The sequence below is a fragment of the Cellulophaga sp. L1A9 genome (assembly GCF_009797025.1).
Lineage (GTDB): Bacteria > Bacteroidota > Bacteroidia > Flavobacteriales > Flavobacteriaceae > Cellulophaga.
The window spans coordinates 1,197,646-1,216,619 of record NZ_CP047027.1 but is presented as its reverse complement, the minus strand read 5'-3'; the positions used below and the strand labels follow the sequence as shown (position 1 = coordinate 1,216,619).

The following is an 18,974-nucleotide window of genomic DNA, read 5'->3' as shown; positions in this document are numbered from 1 at the left end:
TTTTTTACAATTTTAAATTAAATCCAAGTGTAAATATTCTAGATTGTGGAACGACTTGACTGTCAACACCTAATGTTAAGTTATTACCAGTTACTGAAGAAATGATTTCTGGATCAAAACCTTCGTAACCTGTAATAGTAAGGATGTTCGTACCTTGTATGTAAACTCTGAATGAGTCTAATCCAATTTTATCAGCTAATTTATCAGAGAAAGCATAACCTAATTGAATGTTTTTAAGACGTAAGTAAGAACCATCTTCTACAAAGTATGAATTTGGTTGTGTTTCACTATTCTGAATTGAATTGCTTAAAGCAGGCAATGTCGCATCAGTGTTTGTTGGTGTCCAAGAATCTAATACCCTTACACTGCGGTTTCCATCAACAAAAGTCGGGAAATCTGTAAATATTTTAGTGTAGTTGTAAATATCGTTTCCTTGAGATCCTTGTAAGAACAAAGACAAGTCAAAAGCCTTGTAGCCTAAGTTAAAGTTTAACCCGTAAGTGAAATCTGGGTGAGGAGAACCAATAAACGTTCTATCGCTGTCATCAATTACGCTATCACCATTTACGTCTTTATACTCGAACCTACCTGTATCAGAAAAACCAATAACCTCTCTACCGTAAAAAGCAGAAATTGGTTGGCCAACTTGGGTTCTAGAAACTGCTCCACCACGGAAGCTCTCATCACCTACCTGAAATTCACTAATTAAAGAGGTAACCTCATTTTTGTAGTGAGAAAAGTTGATGTCAAAACCATATTTAATACCAGATGTACTTTCGTCTTTGTAACGAAGATTTATATCAAAACCTGTATTTTTAACATTACCTAAGTTTACATAAGGTGCACCTGCATCAATAGCAGTTGTGCTAATTAAGCTGTTGTCTTGTGTAATTAAATCTTTAGTTTTGATGTTAAACCATTCAAAATCTAAATTTAATTTATCATTTAAGAAACCCAATTCAACACCTGCATTTATAGCTTCACTGGTTTCCCATTTTAAATTTGGGTTACCTACAGAAGATAATATTGCACCAGTAGATATTGAATTCCCATCAAGAGCGTAATTTCCAAGACTTTCGCTAAGGCTAGAAATGTTAAGAGTAGGGTTGTTAGCGGGTAGTGATTGGTTACCTAATTGACCCCAAGATCCTTTTAATTTAAACCAGCTTATGGCAGAACCAGAAGACATAAAATCTTCTTTGGTAACTACCCAACCTGCACTTAAAGAAGGGAATGTAGCGCTTTTGTTATCTCCTGCAAAACGAGAAGAGGTATCATTACGTAAAGTACCCGTTAAAAAATATTTGTCACCATAAGAGTACGTAGCTGAACCAAATAATGAGTAAAGAGACGTTGCAGAGTCGAAAGCATCATTTACTATTGGAACACCACTACCGTTATTTAATAAGTAAAAATCTGGCGTTTCAAATAAATAACCACTACGGCTAACTACTTTTCCTTTTATACCATCTTTTACAGATTCAATACCTGCTAAGGCATCAATTTTACTATTGTTGAACGTTTTTTTGTAGTTCAACGTATTCGTGAAAGTCCAAGAATAACCATCTTGGTTACGCTCACTAAGTGTATTTGTACCTAACGGTTCGCTAAATTCAGGATCTAGTGCTAAAAAACTACGTGTATTAAATGAGTTTAATGTTCCACCAAAAGTTGTTTTGAAGGTAAGGTTGTTGAAAATTTTAGCAGATAAGTATACATCACCTAAAATTCTAGTAGTCTTATTAAAATTATCACTTTGTCTCTTTAAGTTAGCTAATGGACTTCTAGCGTTACCAGTGCCTTGTGCACCAGTTCCAGCAAAGTTACCATTATCATCATATAAGGGTATTAATGGGCTACTTCTCACAGCTTCCTCATATTGGGCGCCAACACCACCTCTAGAATTAGAGTAGGCGGTACTAAAGTGTTCTCCAATACGAACTTTGTCACCAACTTTAAATTCAGAGTTTAAACGAATTTGTCCAATTTTATACTCTGTTTCTAAAAGGTTTCCTGGGTTATTTAAGAAGTTTGCAGAAAGTGCATATTTGCTATTTTCTTCTCCGTTTGCTACAGAGAAAGCCACACTTTGAATAATAGCTGTTCTCGTGATAGCATCAATCCAGTCTGTCCCATTTGGGTTAACCGTTGCAGATGCAGGACCTCTAGTGATAGGATCATATGAAACTACTCTAGTATAACCATTTAATGAGGAAGGTACAACAGCAGATGATCCATTCCCGTATTGTGGATGGTCAAATTTAGTACCATCATTTTGCGAACTTTGAAATAATACATCACCTAATTGCTGTGCATTTAAAAAATCTGGAGTATTCGCAATAGTAGATACACCTGTATACGTATCAAAAGACACAATTGGCTTATCCATATTATAACCACCGCCTTTAGTTGTTATAATAACTACACCATTAGATGCTCTTGCGCCATATATAGCAGCTGCACCATCCTTTAATACGTTCATTTGGTCAATGTCGCCAGGATTAATGCTATTTAAAACAAATGGGTCATCTGTTTGCAGGCCATCTATAATAAATAGAGGGTTGGTGTTGTTGCTTGTTCCAAAACCGCGAATGTTAATTTTTGGAGGGCTACCTGGTGTAGCATTTTGAACTACTGTTACACCACTTACACGACCCTGTAGTGCTGAAGCAGCATTTACAATTGGCGCTTTAGTAGCTTCAACTAAATCAACAGAAGCAACAGATCCTGTTAATTCACCTCTAGTTTGTGTAGAATACCCTAGCACTACAACCTCTTCAAGTGCAGCGGCATCTTCCTGTAAAACTACAATTATTGTAGACCTTCCATTTACAGCCATTTCTGTTTTTTTGTACCCTACATAACTAAAAACTAAAGTAGCATCTGCTTGAGCTTCAATAGTAAAGTTTCCGTCAAAGTCTGTTTGTGTTCCAATTGTTGTTCCTTTGACAACAATTGTTGCACCCGGTAACGGGCCAGTTTCATCTGACACCGTACCGGTAACCTGTTGCGCATTACTAAACCCGAAGCAAAGCAAAGCTCCAAGGAATAATGCACTTTTAAGTGATTTTAGATTCATAAATTTTGATTTTAGTTGAATTAATTTTGAGTTATTAGGATGAGCGAAATCATTTTTACTATTGAATGTTTATTACAGTTTTCATTGTTAAATATTTGATTTTATCATTAAAACAGGTTTTTGATTACGAATATTAATGATAAAAAGACCTGTAAATGCATATTTGGAATAAAAGTATTATGTTAAAACTTTATTAATTTGTCATTTTTGATATTTAATTTGTCATTTTTGATAGTTCGCAATAAACTATAACGTTGTAGTGTATTTATTTAACAATTTGATTAATAATTTTAGAAGTTTAGAGGGTGATTTTTTTTGTTTTACTTCTTAATTGTTAAAAAAATAGATAATTCGAAAATCTTAATTATGGAAAATTTTCAATGGAATTTTACTTCAAAGGGAACTGTAAACGAAAATGCAGTTACTATTCAAAACTTAGAATATTTTAGATATGTTCCTGAAAAGAAGAAATTAAATAAAAATTGGATCTCTGGAGTAAAATCTAAGTATCATAAAATTATCTATATTAAAAATGGAACTGGTTTTTTTGAGTCTGATCATATCACTAGGCAAGACATTTTTAAGGAAACATTATTGGTTATTTATCCTAATACTTGGTATAGATGTGTGCCAGATAAGAATGTTACATGGGAAGAATATTCGGTAAGTTTTAGGGGGAATTATATTGAATATTTAATTGAAAATGAATTATTCAATATGAATCAACAAGTATATCAAATTGGGTTTAATTATGAAATTGATTTACAATTTGAATCCTTAATGAATATATTGAAAAATAATACTTCTAGTCAAGATGTGGGGTTGCAATTTATTTTTATTGATATTTTAAGAGTATTGTATTCTAATTTTTTAACGAATAAAAATCAAATTTCTAGAAAAGGGAAAATGATCTTTGATGTTGAAAGATATATTCAAAGACACATAAGAGCCAAAATAAATTTTGAGGATGTTGCTCAGAATTTTAATGTTAGTTATTCTTTGTTGAGAAAATTGTTTAAAGAGAAAACGGATATGACCTTAAAACAATATCATTTAATGCATAGGCTTAGTAAAGCAAAAGGTATGGTAAAGGAAAGTGATTTAAGCTTTTCTGAAATAGCGTTTCAGTGTGGTTTTGAAAATGTTCAGTCGTTTTCAAAAACTTTTAGAGCTAAGGAGAATACAACGCCTAGTGATTTTAGAAAAAGGAACGCGCTTTAAGTTTGTCTATTATGTGTTATTTTTTGGGTAGCTATTAGTTCTTTGTAATCACCATGTTATGATGATTGAGTATTAAAATTCAGGAGTAATAATTACGGATTCAATGAAATTAAAATTCGGATTTGAATTAGGTTGAAATTCGAAATTACCGATATAGACTTCTATGTTATTATCTTTATTAGCATCTCCTAATCTCATTGTCATTGGAATCATTTCAGGAAGTTTAGGGTGGGAGATTTTAAATTTAAAACCACCTTCGTTTATAAAGTAAATTACTTGTTCCGTTTTTTTAAATTCAGGTTCAACAAAAAATGAAGAGGAAACCATATCCATTAAACCATCATCGTTCAAATCTACCTTTAAAAGATTCGTCGCTCCATAAGATGGAAAGAAGAAGACTTCTTTCCAAGTCTTCTTTTGGTGTTCAAAAACACGTATGCCATGAAAGCTTTTCTTTACTATGCTGTAATCAGCATTATCGCCATTAGCCATAATAATTTCTTCCTTGCCATCATTGTTAAAGTCCTCTAATTGAAAATAACTAGATCCGTGATGCGGCGGAAACTCCAGTATAATACGTTCTTTAAAATTGGCATTACCCTCATTTATAAATAAGCTTATGCGTTCTCTTGCTTGAGTTGTTAAAACATAAAAATCCATCTGGCCATCATTGTTGACGTCTCTTAGTACAAAGTTTCTAGCTCCAGGGTTTGTTCCAATAATTTTTCTTTCTTTTGATTTTCCGTCTATAAATGTTATCTGACCTGTGTGATTGCCAAATTCAGCAATTAAATAATCTTTGATTTTGTCATTATTTAAGTCGATGTACTCAAAATCTACAGGTCTATGTAATTTATCAATTAGTAATTTTTGAAGTTTGAAATCAGCATTAAATTGATGAAGACTTCCTAATTTTTCTTCAGTAGGGTTCATATTTCCTCCAATACAGAGCACTATATTGTTTTTGATTTCTACTATGGGACTTGGCAATTGTACACTATGTTTTTTTTTAGTTTGAAGGTCAGTAGCCTTAAGCTCGCCTAAAACATTAGCGGTTAGTAGATAGTTATTTTCAATTCCAAAATAAGTTGTTAGTCCTTGTTTTTGTTCTAAATTTTTTAGTATTTGAACAGAAGATGGTTGTAAAAAGTTGTGAGGTTTAGTAATTTGAGGAGAAGATACAGTGGGAGAATTATCTATGTAAAATTTTTCTATTAACATCCATTCTTCATTGGAGAGCATTGGACTGAGTGCGTAAACTCCTTTTTGAGACAAATCTATATATTCATCATACCCTATTTTTGAGACAAGAGACTTAAGGTTGCCTAGCCCCATTCTGTTTTTCATTTCAGGTAGTAATGTATTTTGCCAAATAGATTGGGGAAGCACATTTGGTTCTGGATACAAATGGCAACTTGCACAATACACCTTTGAAAGTTCTTGCCCTGTTCTTGCTTTTTGTTTTCTTTTAGGGATATCATAGTTCAAATAAATAAAACCAGTGATAAGGCAAAGAGAAATAAAAGCTAAAATAATTTTATTAGAGTTCTTCATGTTTTATTAAATGTAGGGTTTTAGTTTCAGTTTTTTAAACAAAAAAAAACCAAACATTTCTGTTGAGATTTTTGTTGTGGCGACTCCCGTATCGAAGTTTCGGAAGAACCAGGGATCAATTTTTTGCTCAGGATATCAACTAGGTATTGACGTTGCTTGAATCTTTAAGATAAATAGTTTGCTTTTCATTCTTTTGATTACTTTTTCTAAGTAAACAGCAGCATCTTTTGAGTTACATTATTTTCATAAGACAACAGTGCAGTATTCTGCTATTTTTGTAAACCCTTTAGGAAAGTAATGATTTTGATGTTGTTCTAATCTGTTTTTGAGATTTGGAGTCTCACCAATGTAATATTTATTGATGTACGATGAAGAAAATATAGAAAGTGCTTCAGTTTTAGTTTTTTAAACAAAAAAACCCAAACATTTCTGTTTGGGTTTTTGTTGTGGTGCCTCCAGGAATCGAACCAGGGACACATGGATTTTCAGTCCATTGCTCTACCAACTGAGCTAAGGCACCAATGCCGTTAAGCGGCTGCAAATATATATTCTATTTTGCGATATCCAAATAAAAAATGAAAAAAATGTCAAATGTTTTTTTATAATTTCAGAACTTTGAGGCATGAACCTAATAATAGACGCAGGTAACAGCTTAATTAAAATTTCTGTTTTTCGTGAAAAAACAGAAATTCATCACGAACAATTCGAGATTTCAGAATTTGTAGCACGTGTAAAACTGATTTTTGATAAATTTCCGAACATTACAGATGCTATTATTTCTTCTGTTGGCGCACTTGAGAGGACAGATATGGCTGTGGTTTCTTTGTTTTGTAAATTACATCAGTTGACAAGTAAGACAAAAACACCGATTAAGAATTCATACGCAACACCTGAAACCTTGGGTGTAGATCGTATCGCTTTGGCAACAGCTGCATTTTATCATAATCCAAAAGGCAATACGTTGGTCATTGATGCGGGGACTTGTATTACGTATGACATGGTAAATGATTATGGGGAGTATATTGGAGGTGCAATTTCACCGGGAATACATATGCGTTATAAAGCATTGCATGAACAAACGGCAAAATTACCTTTATTGGAAAAAGAAGAACTCACGGACTTTATTGGAAACTCAACAATTAATTGCATACATAGTGGTGTCGTAAATGGGGTAACAATTGAATTAAACGGAATAATTGAACAATATAATCAACGATTTAATAATTTAACAGTTATTTTAACAGGAGGTGATGCCCTATTCTTGTCAAAACGAACAAAAAATACCATATTTGCCAATCCAAAATTTCTCCTCGAAGGGTTAAATTGTTTATTGGAATACAATAAAAAGTAAATGATTAAGAAAATTTTTGTTGCAATAGTGCTCTTAACCTCAATAGGTTTAAGTGCTCAGAACGGAACGGTTTCTCCGTATTCGTATTTTGGTTTAGGAGAGACGCGAAATTCCGGAACGGTAGACAATCAAATGATGGGGGGCATTAGTATGGCAGGTGATAGTATCCATATTAATTTAAAAAACCCAGCGGCCTATAGCGGATTAATGCTTACAACCTATTCTGGTGGTATCTCATACAAGAACGTAGGGTTAAAAACTTCCGACGCTAGTCAAAGTACTTCAGTAACAAATCTAGATTATTTATCCATTGGTGTGCCTTTAGCAAAAGGTTTCGGGATGGGTTTTGGTTTAATGCCATATACTTCTGTTGGGTATGATTTGGAAGCTTCAACAACGGTTGATGATGTAACTGTTTTAAATAATTATGCTGGTGATGGTGGTTTAAATCGGGTTTATTTCTCATTAGGATATAAATTGATGGAAGATATCTCTATCGGTGCTACGGTAAATTATAATTTTGGAACAATCAATTCAACGCGTGTTCAGACATCATCTGATGCTCAATACGGTACATTAGATAAAAGAGAAACCCAGTTAGGTGGGTTTGATTTTAATTACTCTATTAATTATACACCTAAAATATCAGAAAAATATACCTTGTACACCTCTATTGGTGTGGATACGCAGGTGAATTTAAATGCTGAAAATTCTCAATCTATAGGTTCTTTCTCTAGAGTAACGGGTCAGGAGATAGAAGTAGTTGATTTGAACTTAGAGGCGGAAGGAAGAAAATTTGAAGCTGTGAGAATACCAACTAAGACAACCTTAGGATTAGGTATTGGGGAGAAATTGAAATGGTTTTTAGGTGCTGAATATACATTTCAGGAATTTAGTAAATATGAAAATAACTTCTTTGAACTAGATAATTTAGTATACAACGATGCAAGTGGTTTTGCATTAGGAGGATATTTTATTCCAGAGTATAATTCGTTTACAAACTACTTAAAGAGAGTAGTTTACAGGGCTGGTATACGTGTCTCTCAGACAGGAATGGAAATAAATAATGAAGATATTAATGATTTTGGCATAACTTTTGGAACTGGATTACCGCTGGGCAGAGATATCTCTAATCTTAATATCGGATTCGAAATCGGAAAAAGAGGATCTATCGATGCTGGTTTGATCAAAGAAAATTATTTTAAAGTAAACATTGGACTATCTTTAAACGATAGATGGTTCAGAAAAAGAAAAATTAATTAACCATTAAATACTAGAATATGAAAAAGAAGTTTTACATCGTAGCCCTTGCGGTTTTAGGCTTTGTAGGAACAATGTCGGCTCAGAACAATCCGGAATGTACAACAAACCTGTCTATATACTCAGAGCACGTAAAAGTTAAGAATTACGAAGCAGCATATACACCATGGAAAATGGTTTATGATAACTGCCCAGGTTTACACAAAGCAAATTTTGCTTATGGTGAGAGGATTTTGAAATACAAAATTGAAAAAGCAACTGGAGCAGAGAAAGAAGGTTTCTTTAAAGATTTAATGGGACTTTATGATGCTAGTTTGGTACAATTTCCAGCTAATTTTACATTAGCAGGTGTTGCAGCAGATAAAGGTATCGCTATGTATGACAACAAAATAGGTTCTGAACAAGAAATCTATGATGTGTTGCATAAAGGTTTTACTGAAGATAAAGCAAACTTTAGCAACCCTAAAGCATTGTATATCTATTTTACGGAATTGGTAGAATTGCACAATGCGGGAGCAAAAGATTTGCAAGAAGTTTTTGATACCTATGATAATGTAATGGAGCAGATAGGTGTTGAGAATAAAAAATTAACAGATCGTATTGAGCAATTATTACCTAAAGAAGATGCGGGTACAATTACTTCTAAAGAAAAGAGAATTTTAGCAGCTAGTACTCAGAACTCTGAGACTTATGGTAAGATAGAAGGAAGTATTGATTCTAAATTAGGAGCTTTAGCAGACTGTTCTAACTTAATACCTCTTTATGAGAAAAATTATGAAGAGAAGAAAAGTGATATTACTTGGGTAAAAAGAGCGGTAAACAGAATGTTCAACAAAGAATGTACTGACGATCCAATGTTCAAGAAGTTGTTAGATGCGCAATTAGCAATGGAGCCAACTGCAGATTTATATGTGTATTTAGGGTATTTAGAAATGAAAGCTAATAAAACGAGCTCTGCAGTTTCTTACTTTAATAAAGCTGTAGATTTAGAAACTGATAAGTATAAGAAATCAGATTTATTATATAAAATTGCAACTAGTTATTCTAGAAGCAGCAGATCTAATGCTAGAAGTTATGCTCAAAAAGCAATTGATGCTAATTCTTCTAATGGTAAAGCATATTTATTGATAGCAACATTATATGCTAACAGTGCTAATGATTGTGGTGCCACGGCTTTTGATAAAAGAGCAATGTATTGGAAAGCTGCAGAAGTAGCGAGACAAGCGGGTAGAGTAGATCCTTCTTTAAGTGGTAGATCTAATCAGGCAGTAACCAGTTACATGTCTAAAGCGCCATCAAAAGAAATGATATTTAGTTCAGGAATGGCAGGTAAAACTGTTACCTTTAACTGTTGGGTAGGTGGTAGCGTAAAAGTGCCTAATCTATAAGATGATAAATATTAAAGTATTTAATTTTAAAAGCATTGCTGTGGTTTACACCATAGCAATGCTTTTTTTTGCTTGTTCTGATGACTATGAAAGGGTTGGTGAAGAAGCAAAGAAAAACTTGTATCCTCAGGGAGTTGCAGAAAATTACAAGTTAGTATATACCGAAGCCAAAGAAGTCTTATCTAGCGAAGAGGTTTCTAAAAGTAAAAAGGTGGCTGTGCTAACAGGTGAAATTAGTGAGGATTTTGAAAATCTTTCTTTTCCTCATCGTACTTTTCCAAAAGGAATACGTGTTGAGTTTTTTGATAAAGACGGTAATAAAAGTGTAATTTTGTCAGATTATGCTATAATTTATTCTGGAACTGGCGTTATAGATTTACAAGGTAACGTGGTGATAGAAATGCAAGATGGCAAACGCTTAGAGACGACACAGTTGTACTACGACCAACATAATGAGTGGATTTTTACGCAAGAAAAGTTTAAGTATTCTGATGAAAAAGATGGCACACTGATTCATGGAATGGGAATGGATTTCAGTAGAGATTTTACGATTCTGAATGCTCATAAAACAGGAGACGGGTACAAAATAATTAAAGATAAAGAAATAGATGGTTAAGATTTTTAAGTTTACGGAGTACTTGTATTTAGTAGTGGCACTTTTTTCTGTATATCGTATTTATACAGATTGGAATGTAGACCGTAATTTCGCTTACCTTTTTATCTTTTTTGCTATTATTTCAATAGGGATGTTTTTCTTTAGAAGAAGCTATCGTAAAAAATTTGAAAAACATAAACAAAACCAAAATCATTAATTTTGGGAACTTCAATTGTTATAATAATTTTTTGTTTAATTCTTTCTGCCTTTTTCTCAGGTATGGAGATTGCTTTTATTTCAGCGAATAAAATTCATATTGAAATAGAAAAAAAACAAGATGGTTTTTTGGCCAAAGTACTTACGAGATTAACCAAGAAACCTTCTAAATTTATTGCAACCATGTTAATTGGTAACAACATAGCACTTGTTGTTTACGGTTTTTATATGGGCGATTTATTAATGTTGTGGTTTCAGAGTTTTGGCGATTTTGAAAATGTTATTTTAAAAACGCTATTTCATGATTTTAGTTTATTGACGCAAACCGTGATATCTACCTTGGTAATATTGCTTACTGCTGAATTTTTGCCTAAAGTACTTTTTCAAATATATTCAAATAGCCTTCTTAAAGTATTGGCTTTACCCGCCTACTTATTTTACCTTCTATTTTCATTAATCTCGGAGTTTGTAATCAAAATTTCCGATATCATATTAAAGGTGTTTTTTAAAACAGATGGCGATGAAGTGCAATTAGCATTTAGTAAAATTGAATTAGGAGACTATATCACGGAACAAATGGAGGCTGTTGAAAAAGAAGATGAAGTAGATTCTGAAATTCAAATTTTTCAAAAGGCTTTAGAGTTTTCTGCGGTAAAGGCTAGAGATGTTATGGTTCCAAGAACAGAGATTGAAGCGGTTGAGATTCATGAATCACCTAAAAATTTAACAAAACGATTTTCAGATACAGGGTATTCTAAAATCTTAATTTATAAGGATACCGTAGACAATATTATTGGTTATGTACATTCTTATGAGCTTTTTAGCAAGCCAAAGACGATAAAAAGTATTTTAATGCCTGTTGAATTTGTTCCTGAGACCATGTTAATTAGTGATATACTAAGTGGTCTTACTAAAAAACGTAAGAGTATTGCTGTGGTATTAGATGAGTATGGGGGTACCTCTGGTATCATGACTGTTGAAGATATTGTAGAGGAGCTTTTTGGTGAAATAGAAGATGAACATGATTCTACAGATCTTTTTGAAGAACAAGTATCGGATACTTTTTATAAATTCTCAGCGCGTTTAGATGTTGATTATATAAATGAGAATTACAGGTTAGAACTCCCTGAGAGTGATGAGTATGGGACACTCGGTGGTCTAATAGTAAATGAAACTGGTGAAATTCCCGATAAAGATTCGCAAATTAAAATTAATAATTTCTTGTTTACAGTGCTTGAAGTGTCGAGTACTAAGATCGATTTGGTTTCTTTAGAAATTGTAATGAAAGACTAACTTTTGTCTTTTAAATTTAATTATTATCACTTAAAAAGCATGTTATTCTAATCACTTGATAACACTAAGGTTAAGGCTAATTATTTTAATATTTTTTTGTCTTTAGTATTTCAAAGAAAAATGGTATTTTCGTCGCCTGATATAAATTAGTATAGTATATATGGCAATTTTAGATAAAATTAGAAGAAAAACTACCATCTTGATTTTAATCATTGGTTTGGCATTATTTGCATTTGTTGTTTCTGGAATATTCAGTACAAACGCTTTTTCAGGTGCAAAGGTAGGTTCTTCAGTAGCTGAAGTTAATGGCGAAGAGGTTTCAATTGATGGTTTTAGAGAGCAAGTAGAAATTGCTTCTAAAAGTTATGGAGCAAATGCTTCTTCAATGCAAGTTGTAAATAACGTTTACGAGCAAAATGTAAGAAACGCTGTTTTAGACCAACAATTTGAAAAATTAGGTATTGTTGTAGAGCAAGATCAAATAGTAAACTTCTTAAGAACAAACCCAACATATTCTCAATTACCACAGTTTTTAAATGAAAATGGTGTTTTTGATGAAAGTAAGTTCATCAATTTTATAGCAGATTTAAAATTGAACAACCCTGCAGGATACCAGCAATGGTTGCAGGAAGAGAAAAGTATTATTCGTGCTGCTAAAGAGCAAATCTATTTTAACTTAGTAAGAGCTGGTGTTGGTACAACCTTAAAAGAAGGAGAGCTAGATTACAAATTGGCAAATGATAAGTTTGATATTAGCTATGTAAGAGTTCCTTATGCTTCTATTGCAGATAGTACTATTGCGGTAAGTAAAAGTGAAATTGAAGCTTATGTAAAAGCACATGAAGAAGATTTTAAGCAAGATAATAGTAGAGACATACAATTTGTATACTTTGAGGAAAAAGCTTCGTTAGCTGATGAAAATAAAGTTAAAGATGAGATTACCGCACTATTGAATGATAATGAAATGTTCAATGCAGCAAAGGATACTACGGAAACAATAAAAGGTTTTAGAAATACTGCTGATAATATTGCTTTTTTAGATTTAAATTCAGATACTAAATTTGATACTATTTATAAGCCAAAATCTAGCTTACCTGCTCTTGTAGCAGATACTTTAGTGAAAATGAATATTGGGCAAATCTATGGTCCTTACCGCGATGGAAATACTTTTAAAGTTTCTAAGTTAACAGGTAAGCGCGCTGGTGGAAATGTGAAAGCTAGTCATGTACTTATTGCTTTTGAAGGAGCTAGTAGTGCAGGAGCTGATGTTACTAGAACAAAAGAAGAAGCAGAAACGAAAGCGAAAGAAATTTTAGCGGAAGCAAAAAAATCGGGTGCTGTATTTGCGGATTTAGCTAAAGAAAATTCAGATGGCCCTTCTGGCCCAAGAGGTGGAGATTTAGGTTTCTTTCAAAAAGGTGCTATGGTTAAGCCATTCAATGATTTTGTCTTCAATAATGGTACAGGTTCAATTGGTTTAGTAGAAACAGATTTTGGTTTTCATATTGTTAAGATAGAAGAAAAACAAGACCTTTATCAAGTTGCAAATCTAGTGCGTGAAATAGAGCCTTCTGATGAGACAATAGATTTACTTTTCCAAGATGCTACTAAATTTGAAATGTCTACTGTAGATGATAAGTCTAAATTTGAAGAGGTGGCAAAGAAAGATAACTATGTGGTTAGACCTGTAAATAAATTGAATCCTATGGATGAAAACTTACCAGGTTTAGGCGCACAACGCTCTATTGTTCAATGGGCATTTAATGCAGATTCTGAAATAGGAGATGTAAAGCGTTTTGATTTGAGTGATGGTTATGCAGTAGTTAGATTAACTGCTAAATATGCAAAAGGATTAATGACATCAGAAGATGCTTCTGCAGTAGTATTGCCAACGCTACGTAAACAGAAAAAAGCAGCTATGATTATGGATAAGAACAAAGGCAAGTCTTTTGATGCCTTTGCAAAAGATAATAATGTTTCTGCAGCTACGGCCTCAGCAATATCAGTTAAATCTCCTACGATTGCGGGTGCAGGTAGAGAGCCAGCTGTTGCAGGTACTGCGTATGTTTTAGCAGAAGGTAAAACTTCTGGTTTGATTGAAGGTGAAAGTGGTGTGTTTATGGTAACAGTTACTAAAAAGACACCTGCTACAAAATTAGATAACTATAGTACATTTGCGAACACTTTAAAAGCTTCTAATGCTACAAGAGTTAATACTTCAGTATATCAAGCTTTAAAAGCAGCGTCTGAAATTGAAGATAACAGATCAATGTTTTATTAATATAATAATATTAATTGATCATAAAAAAAGGCTTCCAATGGAAGCCTTTTTTTATGCGTTATTATTTATAATATCATGTCTTTATAAGCAACTACAGTTTTATAACCTTTCTCTTTAAAATAAGATGGTGTGGAGCGGTCTCCAGCAGCTAAAATAAAATCGCCGCCCCAAGCGCCCAAACTCTTAATTGCGCCCTCGTAATCAGGAAATAAAAGTGATTTTACAGGTTTTAGATTCAAGGTTTTTCCAATAAGTGTTTCGTGTTTGGAAATTACCCTTTTGAAGCGTTCTAAGTCTTTGCAATGAATTAGAGTGTTTGTAAGTATATTTATTTCGGAAATAAATTCCTGTGTATTAAAATTTGCTTTTCGGTAGTTTAAGATTCCTTCTCTACTATTTTGTTTTTTATTCAGGTGAATAAAATACAGCGCATCACTAAATTCTGGGCAAAAAACAACTTCCGTTACTGTGGGTTTTTTATGGACTAATTGGTATAAAATTGGTGTGTTGTGCTTTGCGCATGCAATATCATAACCACTTCCAGTAAATGAATTCCATAAAAGGGTGTATGGATTTATCGTTGCCCATTGTGCTATATTATTTAGTAGGGTAGAAGAAGAGCCTAAACCCCAATCTCTAGGGAAGTCTAATAGGGTTTGCGCTTTATATCCTGTTGGGTCAGATAGAAACAGCGGATTTAACTTTTTGGCTTCTAGGAGCATTTTTTGCAAAACTTCTGCAGTTTGTTGCTCATTAGTTGTGATGATCGTGAGTGTTTTTATTTCAAAAGTAACCTCAAACCACATATTTTTTAAATGATCAATACTTTGCCAATGCAATGTATTTGTAGAATTGGGTACTACGCTTAGCGATTGTCCTAATTTAGTAGGTAGCGCTAAACTTAGGCCCCCATCTAAAACACCATACTCTCCTGTGATTAATAATTTACCGTTGCTATAAAAGTTCTTAATCATCCTTTTTCTTGTAAACTGCTATATGCTGAAATTACCGCACTATGGGTAACTGTATTGTGTTTGAAATGATCAACTAAAGTCTTTTTTTCAGAATCAGAAGCACCCAATTGATTTAAAATATTCATCAAGTGCATTTTCATATGACCTTGTTGAATGCCAGTGGTTACTAAAGAGCGTACGGCGGCAAAATTTTGAGCTAAACCAGCTACTGCAACAATTTGCATCAGGTCTTTAGCAGAAGGATTTTGAAGAATTTCTAGAGCCAATTTAACTAAGGGGTGTAAACCTGTTAGTCCGCCTACGGTGCCTAAAACAAGTGGTATATCAATCCAAAATTTAAAAATACCATCATCAATGCTAGCGTTAGTTAGACTGCTGTATTTTCCATCTTTAGCGGCATAGGCATGAACTCCCGCTTCAATAGCTCTAAAGTCGTTCCCTGTAGCTAAAACAACAGCATCAACGCCATTCATAATTCCTTTGTTATGCGTTACTGCACGATAAGGTTCAACTTTAGCAATTTGTATTGCTCTTACAATTTTTTCTGCAAAATCTTGAGCAGATATATTCTTGTCTTCGTTTAGTTGTTCTATGGGGCAACTTACCTCCGCTCGCACTAAGCAATTGGGAACATAGTTGCTTAAAATACTCATGACAATTTCTAGTTGTTCACCATGTTCTTTGAATGTTGGTGCTTCTAGAAATTCTCTTTTGAGCGTTTGGGCAAATTGCTCTAAGCAGGAGTTGATAAAATTTGCCCCCATAGCGTCTAAAGTTTCAAAAGTGCAATGGAGCTGATAGTAATTTTTTAAATCGTCTGTTTTATTACGTAATGTTATAGCGGAAATACCACCGCCACGTTTTTCCATATTTTTGGTGATATCTTTAGCGTCTTCTCTTAGCATAGGAGCTATGGAATGGAAGAAAGATTCTAATTTCTCAAAGTCCCCAGTATACATGAAATGAACCTGGCCTACTTTTTCGGTATTGATAACAGTTGCTTTAAAACCTCCGCGCTTTAACCAAAATTTAGCCGCTTTACTTGCGGCAGCTACAACGGAACTTTCTTCAATAGCCATAGGAATGGCGTATAACTTGTCGTTAATTAAAAAATTAGGTGCAATACCAAAAGGTAAATAGTAATTGGTAATGGTGTTTTCAATGAATTCGTCATGAAGTTTTTGAAGAGTTTCGTCTGAGTTCCAATACCTTTTTAAAATAGAAATTGTTTCGTCTGAATTTGTGGTGTAGCTTTTTGCTAACCATGCGATCTTTTCTTCTTTTGTGAGCTTGGAAAATCCTTCAATAGGAGTGTTCATATTTTGTTTGGTTTCGAACACCAAAGATACTAATTACCGCTAAAAAAGATAAAGTAGAATAGTATCTTTGAAGGCATCCCTCAATTTGTGATATTTTTTGTTAAAAGTTTATTTTTACGTGAAATTATTACTAAACTTGGTCTTTTTAAACATATTTTGAGAATCGAAGAAATCTAGTAGGATAATGTAAGTGTTTTAGTATTAAAACAGGGCTAATTGACCTCCGGATTTCATAGTATCAATACTAACAAACAGGAACATAAATGAAAAAATTAACGCTTATTTTCTTTTTTATTTTAAGTGCGACTAGCCTTACGTTTGCACAAAAAAAAGCAATTACTCTTGAAGAAATTTGGGGTGGCGCATTTAGAACAGAAGGATTAGATGAAATTAGATCTTTAAATAACGGAACTCAGTACACCGTATTAAATTTTGATAGGACCGCCAGAACAACAAGTATTGATATCTATGATTATGCTAGTTTGGCTAAAGTTGGTACTGTAGTAAATTCAGCAAAATTAAAGAACATTCCTTATTTTACCTCGTATGAGTTTACAGCAGATGAAAGTAAAGTGTTGTTGGCAACTGAAGTAGAATCAATATTTAGAAGATCTTCATTAGGAATTTATTATATCTATGATGTAAAATCGGGTAAAACCATTAAAATTTCTGAAAATAAAATTCAAGAGCCTACATTATCACCAGATAATAGTAAAGTAGCTTATGTTTTTGAAAATAATATTTATACCTATGATATTTTAAAAAATACGACGACTAAGATTACTAAAGACGGTGTAAAGAATAAAATCATCAATGGGGTTACAGATTGGGTATATGAAGAAGAGTTTGCATTTGTAAGAGCTTTTGATTGGAACGCAGATGGAACTAAAATTGCTTTTTTAAGATTTGATGAAACCAATGTTCCAGAATTTTCAATGGATGTTTATGGAACGGAATTATACCAAACACAACAGGTTTTTAAATATCCAAAGGCAGGAGAAAATAATGCTATTGTAAGCTTACATATGTTAGATGTTAACTCGTCTGCAATTTCTAAAATAGCGTTACCATCGTCTTATTATATTCCACGAATTAAATGGATGAACAATGCAAATATGCTTAGTGTTCAAACCTTAAACAGACATCAGGATAATTTAACGCTTTACGCTGTAAATGCTAAGAACAATAAAGTGTCCGTTCTTTTAGAGGAGAAAGATGCGGCTTATGTCGATGTTACTGATAATTTAACTTTTTTAGCAGATGATAGTTTTATCTGGACGAGTGAGAAAGATGGTTTCAATCATATTTACTTATATAATGAAAATGGTAAATTAATGAATCAGATTACCAAAGGATCATGGGAAGTAACTAATTATTATGGTTATGATCAAGATGAAGATAGAGTCTATTACCAATCTACAGAAGATGGCTCCATTAATAGAGGTGTTTACAGTGTAGATAGCCGAGGGAAAGATAAACGGAAGCTTACAACTAAAAATGGTAAGAATAATGCAGACTTCAGTGCTGATTTTACCTATTTCATTAATAACTTTTCAGATGTGAATACCCCTTCAGAATACAGTTTACACGAAGCTTTAACCGGTAAACGTGTAAAAGAAATTTTGGATAATAAAGCATTGCTTTCAAAATTAGAAGGTTATGAAATTAGTCAGAAAGAATTTTCTTCACTTTCTATTAATGGGAATGAACTGAATATGTGGATGATAAAACCTGCAGATTTTGATGCTGCTAAGAAATATCCATTATTTATGTTTCAATACAGTGGACCAGGATCTCAATCCGTATCCAATTCTTGGATGGCTTCAAATGATTACTGGTACCAGCTTCTAGCATCGGAAGGATATATTGTTGTTTGTGTAGACGGTCGTGGAACAGGATTTAAAGGGAGAGACTTTAAGAAAGTTACACAGAAAGAATTAGGGAAATACGAAGTAGAAGATCAAATAGCTGCTGCTAAAAAGTTAAGTGAACTGCCTTATATCGATGCAGATAGAACCGGAATTTGGGGATGGAGCTATGGTGGTTTTATGTCTACTAATTGTATTTTAAAAGGGAATGATACCTTTGAAATGGCAATTGCGGTGGCACCAGTAACGTCTTGGGCATTTTATGATACGATATATACAGAGCGCTACATGCAAACACCACAAGAAAATCCAAGTGGTTATGATGATAATTCTCCATTTAATTATCCAGAACTTTTAGAAGGGAAATATTTGCTGGTTCACGGTACAGGTGATGACAATGTACATGTGCAAAATTCTATGCGTATGGTAGAAGCTTTGGTGCAAGCAAATAAACAATTTGATTGGGCTATTTATCCAGATAAAAATCACGGCATTTACGGAGGAAATACTAGGCTTCATTTGTATACGAAAATGACCAATTTTATTAAAGACAACTTATAATCTAATTACTCAAA

13 protein-coding genes and 1 tRNA gene are annotated in these 18,974 nt (G+C 33.2%); 8 read left to right on the top strand and 6 right to left on the bottom strand.

Annotated elements, in window-relative coordinates; all coding sequences use genetic code 11:
• Positions 1-4: 4 nt before the first annotated feature.
• Positions 5-3,079: a TonB-dependent receptor gene (locus GQR94_RS05230; protein WP_158974479.1), complete on the bottom strand. Its 3,075-nt coding sequence runs from the start codon at positions 3,077-3,079 to the stop codon at positions 5-7.
• Between the two features lie 366 nt (positions 3,080-3,445).
• On the opposite strand from GQR94_RS05230, the gene GQR94_RS05225 reads away from it, so the two are divergent.
• Positions 3,446-4,300, top strand: a complete 855-nt coding sequence (locus GQR94_RS05225) for an AraC family transcriptional regulator (RefSeq protein WP_158974478.1) — start codon at positions 3,446-3,448, stop codon at positions 4,298-4,300.
• Between the two features lie 72 nt (positions 4,301-4,372).
• Here GQR94_RS05225 and GQR94_RS05220 read toward each other — a convergent pair whose 3' ends face one another.
• The 3 genes from GQR94_RS05220 to GQR94_RS05210 form a co-directional block, all read right to left on the bottom strand.
• Positions 4,373-5,854, bottom strand: a complete 1,482-nt coding sequence (locus GQR94_RS05220; protein ID WP_158974477.1) for a VCBS repeat-containing protein — start codon at positions 5,852-5,854, stop codon at positions 4,373-4,375.
• 243 nt (positions 5,855-6,097) lie between these two features.
• Complete coding sequence (locus GQR94_RS22635; RefSeq protein WP_233268681.1) at positions 6,098-6,202, bottom strand: hypothetical protein; 105 nt, start codon at positions 6,200-6,202, stop codon at positions 6,098-6,100.
• 99 nt (positions 6,203-6,301) lie between these two features.
• Positions 6,302-6,374: transfer RNA gene (locus GQR94_RS05210), tRNA-Phe, on the bottom strand.
• 102 nt (positions 6,375-6,476) lie between these two features.
• Between GQR94_RS05210 and GQR94_RS05205 the strand changes: the two genes are divergently transcribed.
• The 6 genes from GQR94_RS05205 to GQR94_RS05180 all read left to right on the top strand — a co-directional run bounded on the left by GQR94_RS05205 (position 6,477) and on the right by GQR94_RS05180 (position 14,238).
• Positions 6,477-7,205 carry a type III pantothenate kinase gene (locus GQR94_RS05205; RefSeq protein WP_158974476.1) on the top strand — a complete coding sequence of 243 codons (729 nt, stop codon included), beginning with the start codon at positions 6,477-6,479 and terminating at the stop codon, positions 7,203-7,205.
• Positions 7,206-8,468: a hypothetical protein gene (locus tag GQR94_RS05200; protein ID WP_158974475.1), complete on the top strand. Its 1,263-nt coding sequence runs from the start codon at positions 7,206-7,208 to the stop codon at positions 8,466-8,468.
• Between the two features lie 17 nt (positions 8,469-8,485).
• Complete coding sequence (locus GQR94_RS05195) at positions 8,486-9,853, top strand: hypothetical protein (RefSeq protein WP_158974474.1); 1,368 nt, start codon at positions 8,486-8,488, stop codon at positions 9,851-9,853.
• Position 9,854: 1 nt separating this feature from the next.
• On the top strand, positions 9,855-10,469 hold the full coding sequence (lptC, locus tag GQR94_RS05190; protein ID WP_158974473.1) for an LPS export ABC transporter periplasmic protein LptC: 615 nt from the start codon (positions 9,855-9,857) through the stop codon (positions 10,467-10,469).
• Between the two features lie 198 nt (positions 10,470-10,667).
• Positions 10,668-11,957 carry a hemolysin family protein gene (locus tag GQR94_RS05185; RefSeq protein WP_158974472.1) on the top strand — a complete coding sequence of 430 codons (1,290 nt, stop codon included), beginning with the start codon at positions 10,668-10,670 and terminating at the stop codon, positions 11,955-11,957.
• A 160-nt stretch (positions 11,958-12,117) separates the two neighbouring features.
• Positions 12,118-14,238: a peptidylprolyl isomerase gene (locus GQR94_RS05180; protein WP_158974471.1), complete on the top strand. Its 2,121-nt coding sequence runs from the start codon at positions 12,118-12,120 to the stop codon at positions 14,236-14,238.
• Positions 14,239-14,303: 65 nt separating this feature from the next.
• Here the strand turns inward: GQR94_RS05180 and GQR94_RS05175 are convergent, their stop codons facing one another.
• Positions 14,304-15,212, bottom strand: coding sequence for a GYDIA family GHMP kinase (locus GQR94_RS05175; RefSeq protein WP_158974470.1), 909 nt, complete (start codon positions 15,210-15,212; stop codon positions 14,304-14,306).
• Positions 15,209-16,531 carry a hydroxymethylglutaryl-CoA reductase, degradative gene (locus GQR94_RS05170; protein ID WP_158974469.1) on the bottom strand — a complete coding sequence of 441 codons (1,323 nt, stop codon included), beginning with the start codon at positions 16,529-16,531 and terminating at the stop codon, positions 15,209-15,211. The genes GQR94_RS05175 and GQR94_RS05170 overlap by 4 nt, the downstream gene beginning before the upstream one ends.
• Before the next feature lie 263 nt (positions 16,532-16,794).
• On the opposite strand from GQR94_RS05170, the gene GQR94_RS05165 reads away from it, so the two are divergent.
• On the top strand, positions 16,795-18,960 hold the full coding sequence (locus GQR94_RS05165; RefSeq protein WP_158974468.1) for a S9 family peptidase: 2,166 nt from the start codon (positions 16,795-16,797) through the stop codon (positions 18,958-18,960).
• The last annotated feature ends 14 nt before the right edge of the window (positions 18,961-18,974 follow it).

What these genes read in the sequence shown, in the direction of transcription:
- GQR94_RS05230 (WP_158974479.1), bottom strand. Translation starts at nt 3,079, where the DNA reads ATGAATCTAAAATCACTTAAAAGTGCATTATTCCTTGGAGCTTTGCTT.
- GQR94_RS05225 (WP_158974478.1), top strand. Translation starts at nt 3,446, where the DNA reads ATGGAAAATTTTCAATGGAATTTTACTTCAAAGGGAACTGTAAACGAA.
- GQR94_RS05220 (WP_158974477.1), bottom strand. Translation starts at nt 5,854, where the DNA reads ATGAAGAACTCTAATAAAATTATTTTAGCTTTTATTTCTCTTTGCCTT.
- GQR94_RS05205 (WP_158974476.1), top strand. Translation starts at nt 6,477, where the DNA reads ATGAACCTAATAATAGACGCAGGTAACAGCTTAATTAAAATTTCTGTT.
- GQR94_RS05200 (WP_158974475.1), top strand. Translation starts at nt 7,206, where the DNA reads ATGATTAAGAAAATTTTTGTTGCAATAGTGCTCTTAACCTCAATAGGT.
- GQR94_RS05195 (WP_158974474.1), top strand. Translation starts at nt 8,486, where the DNA reads ATGAAAAAGAAGTTTTACATCGTAGCCCTTGCGGTTTTAGGCTTTGTA.
- lptC (WP_158974473.1), top strand. Translation starts at nt 9,855, where the DNA reads ATGATAAATATTAAAGTATTTAATTTTAAAAGCATTGCTGTGGTTTAC.
- GQR94_RS05180 (WP_158974471.1), top strand. Translation starts at nt 12,118, where the DNA reads ATGGCAATTTTAGATAAAATTAGAAGAAAAACTACCATCTTGATTTTA.
- GQR94_RS05175 (WP_158974470.1), bottom strand. Translation starts at nt 15,212, where the DNA reads ATGATTAAGAACTTTTATAGCAACGGTAAATTATTAATCACAGGAGAG.
- GQR94_RS05170 (WP_158974469.1), bottom strand. Translation starts at nt 16,531, where the DNA reads ATGAACACTCCTATTGAAGGATTTTCCAAGCTCACAAAAGAAGAAAAG.
- GQR94_RS05165 (WP_158974468.1), top strand. Translation starts at nt 16,795, where the DNA reads ATGAAAAAATTAACGCTTATTTTCTTTTTTATTTTAAGTGCGACTAGC.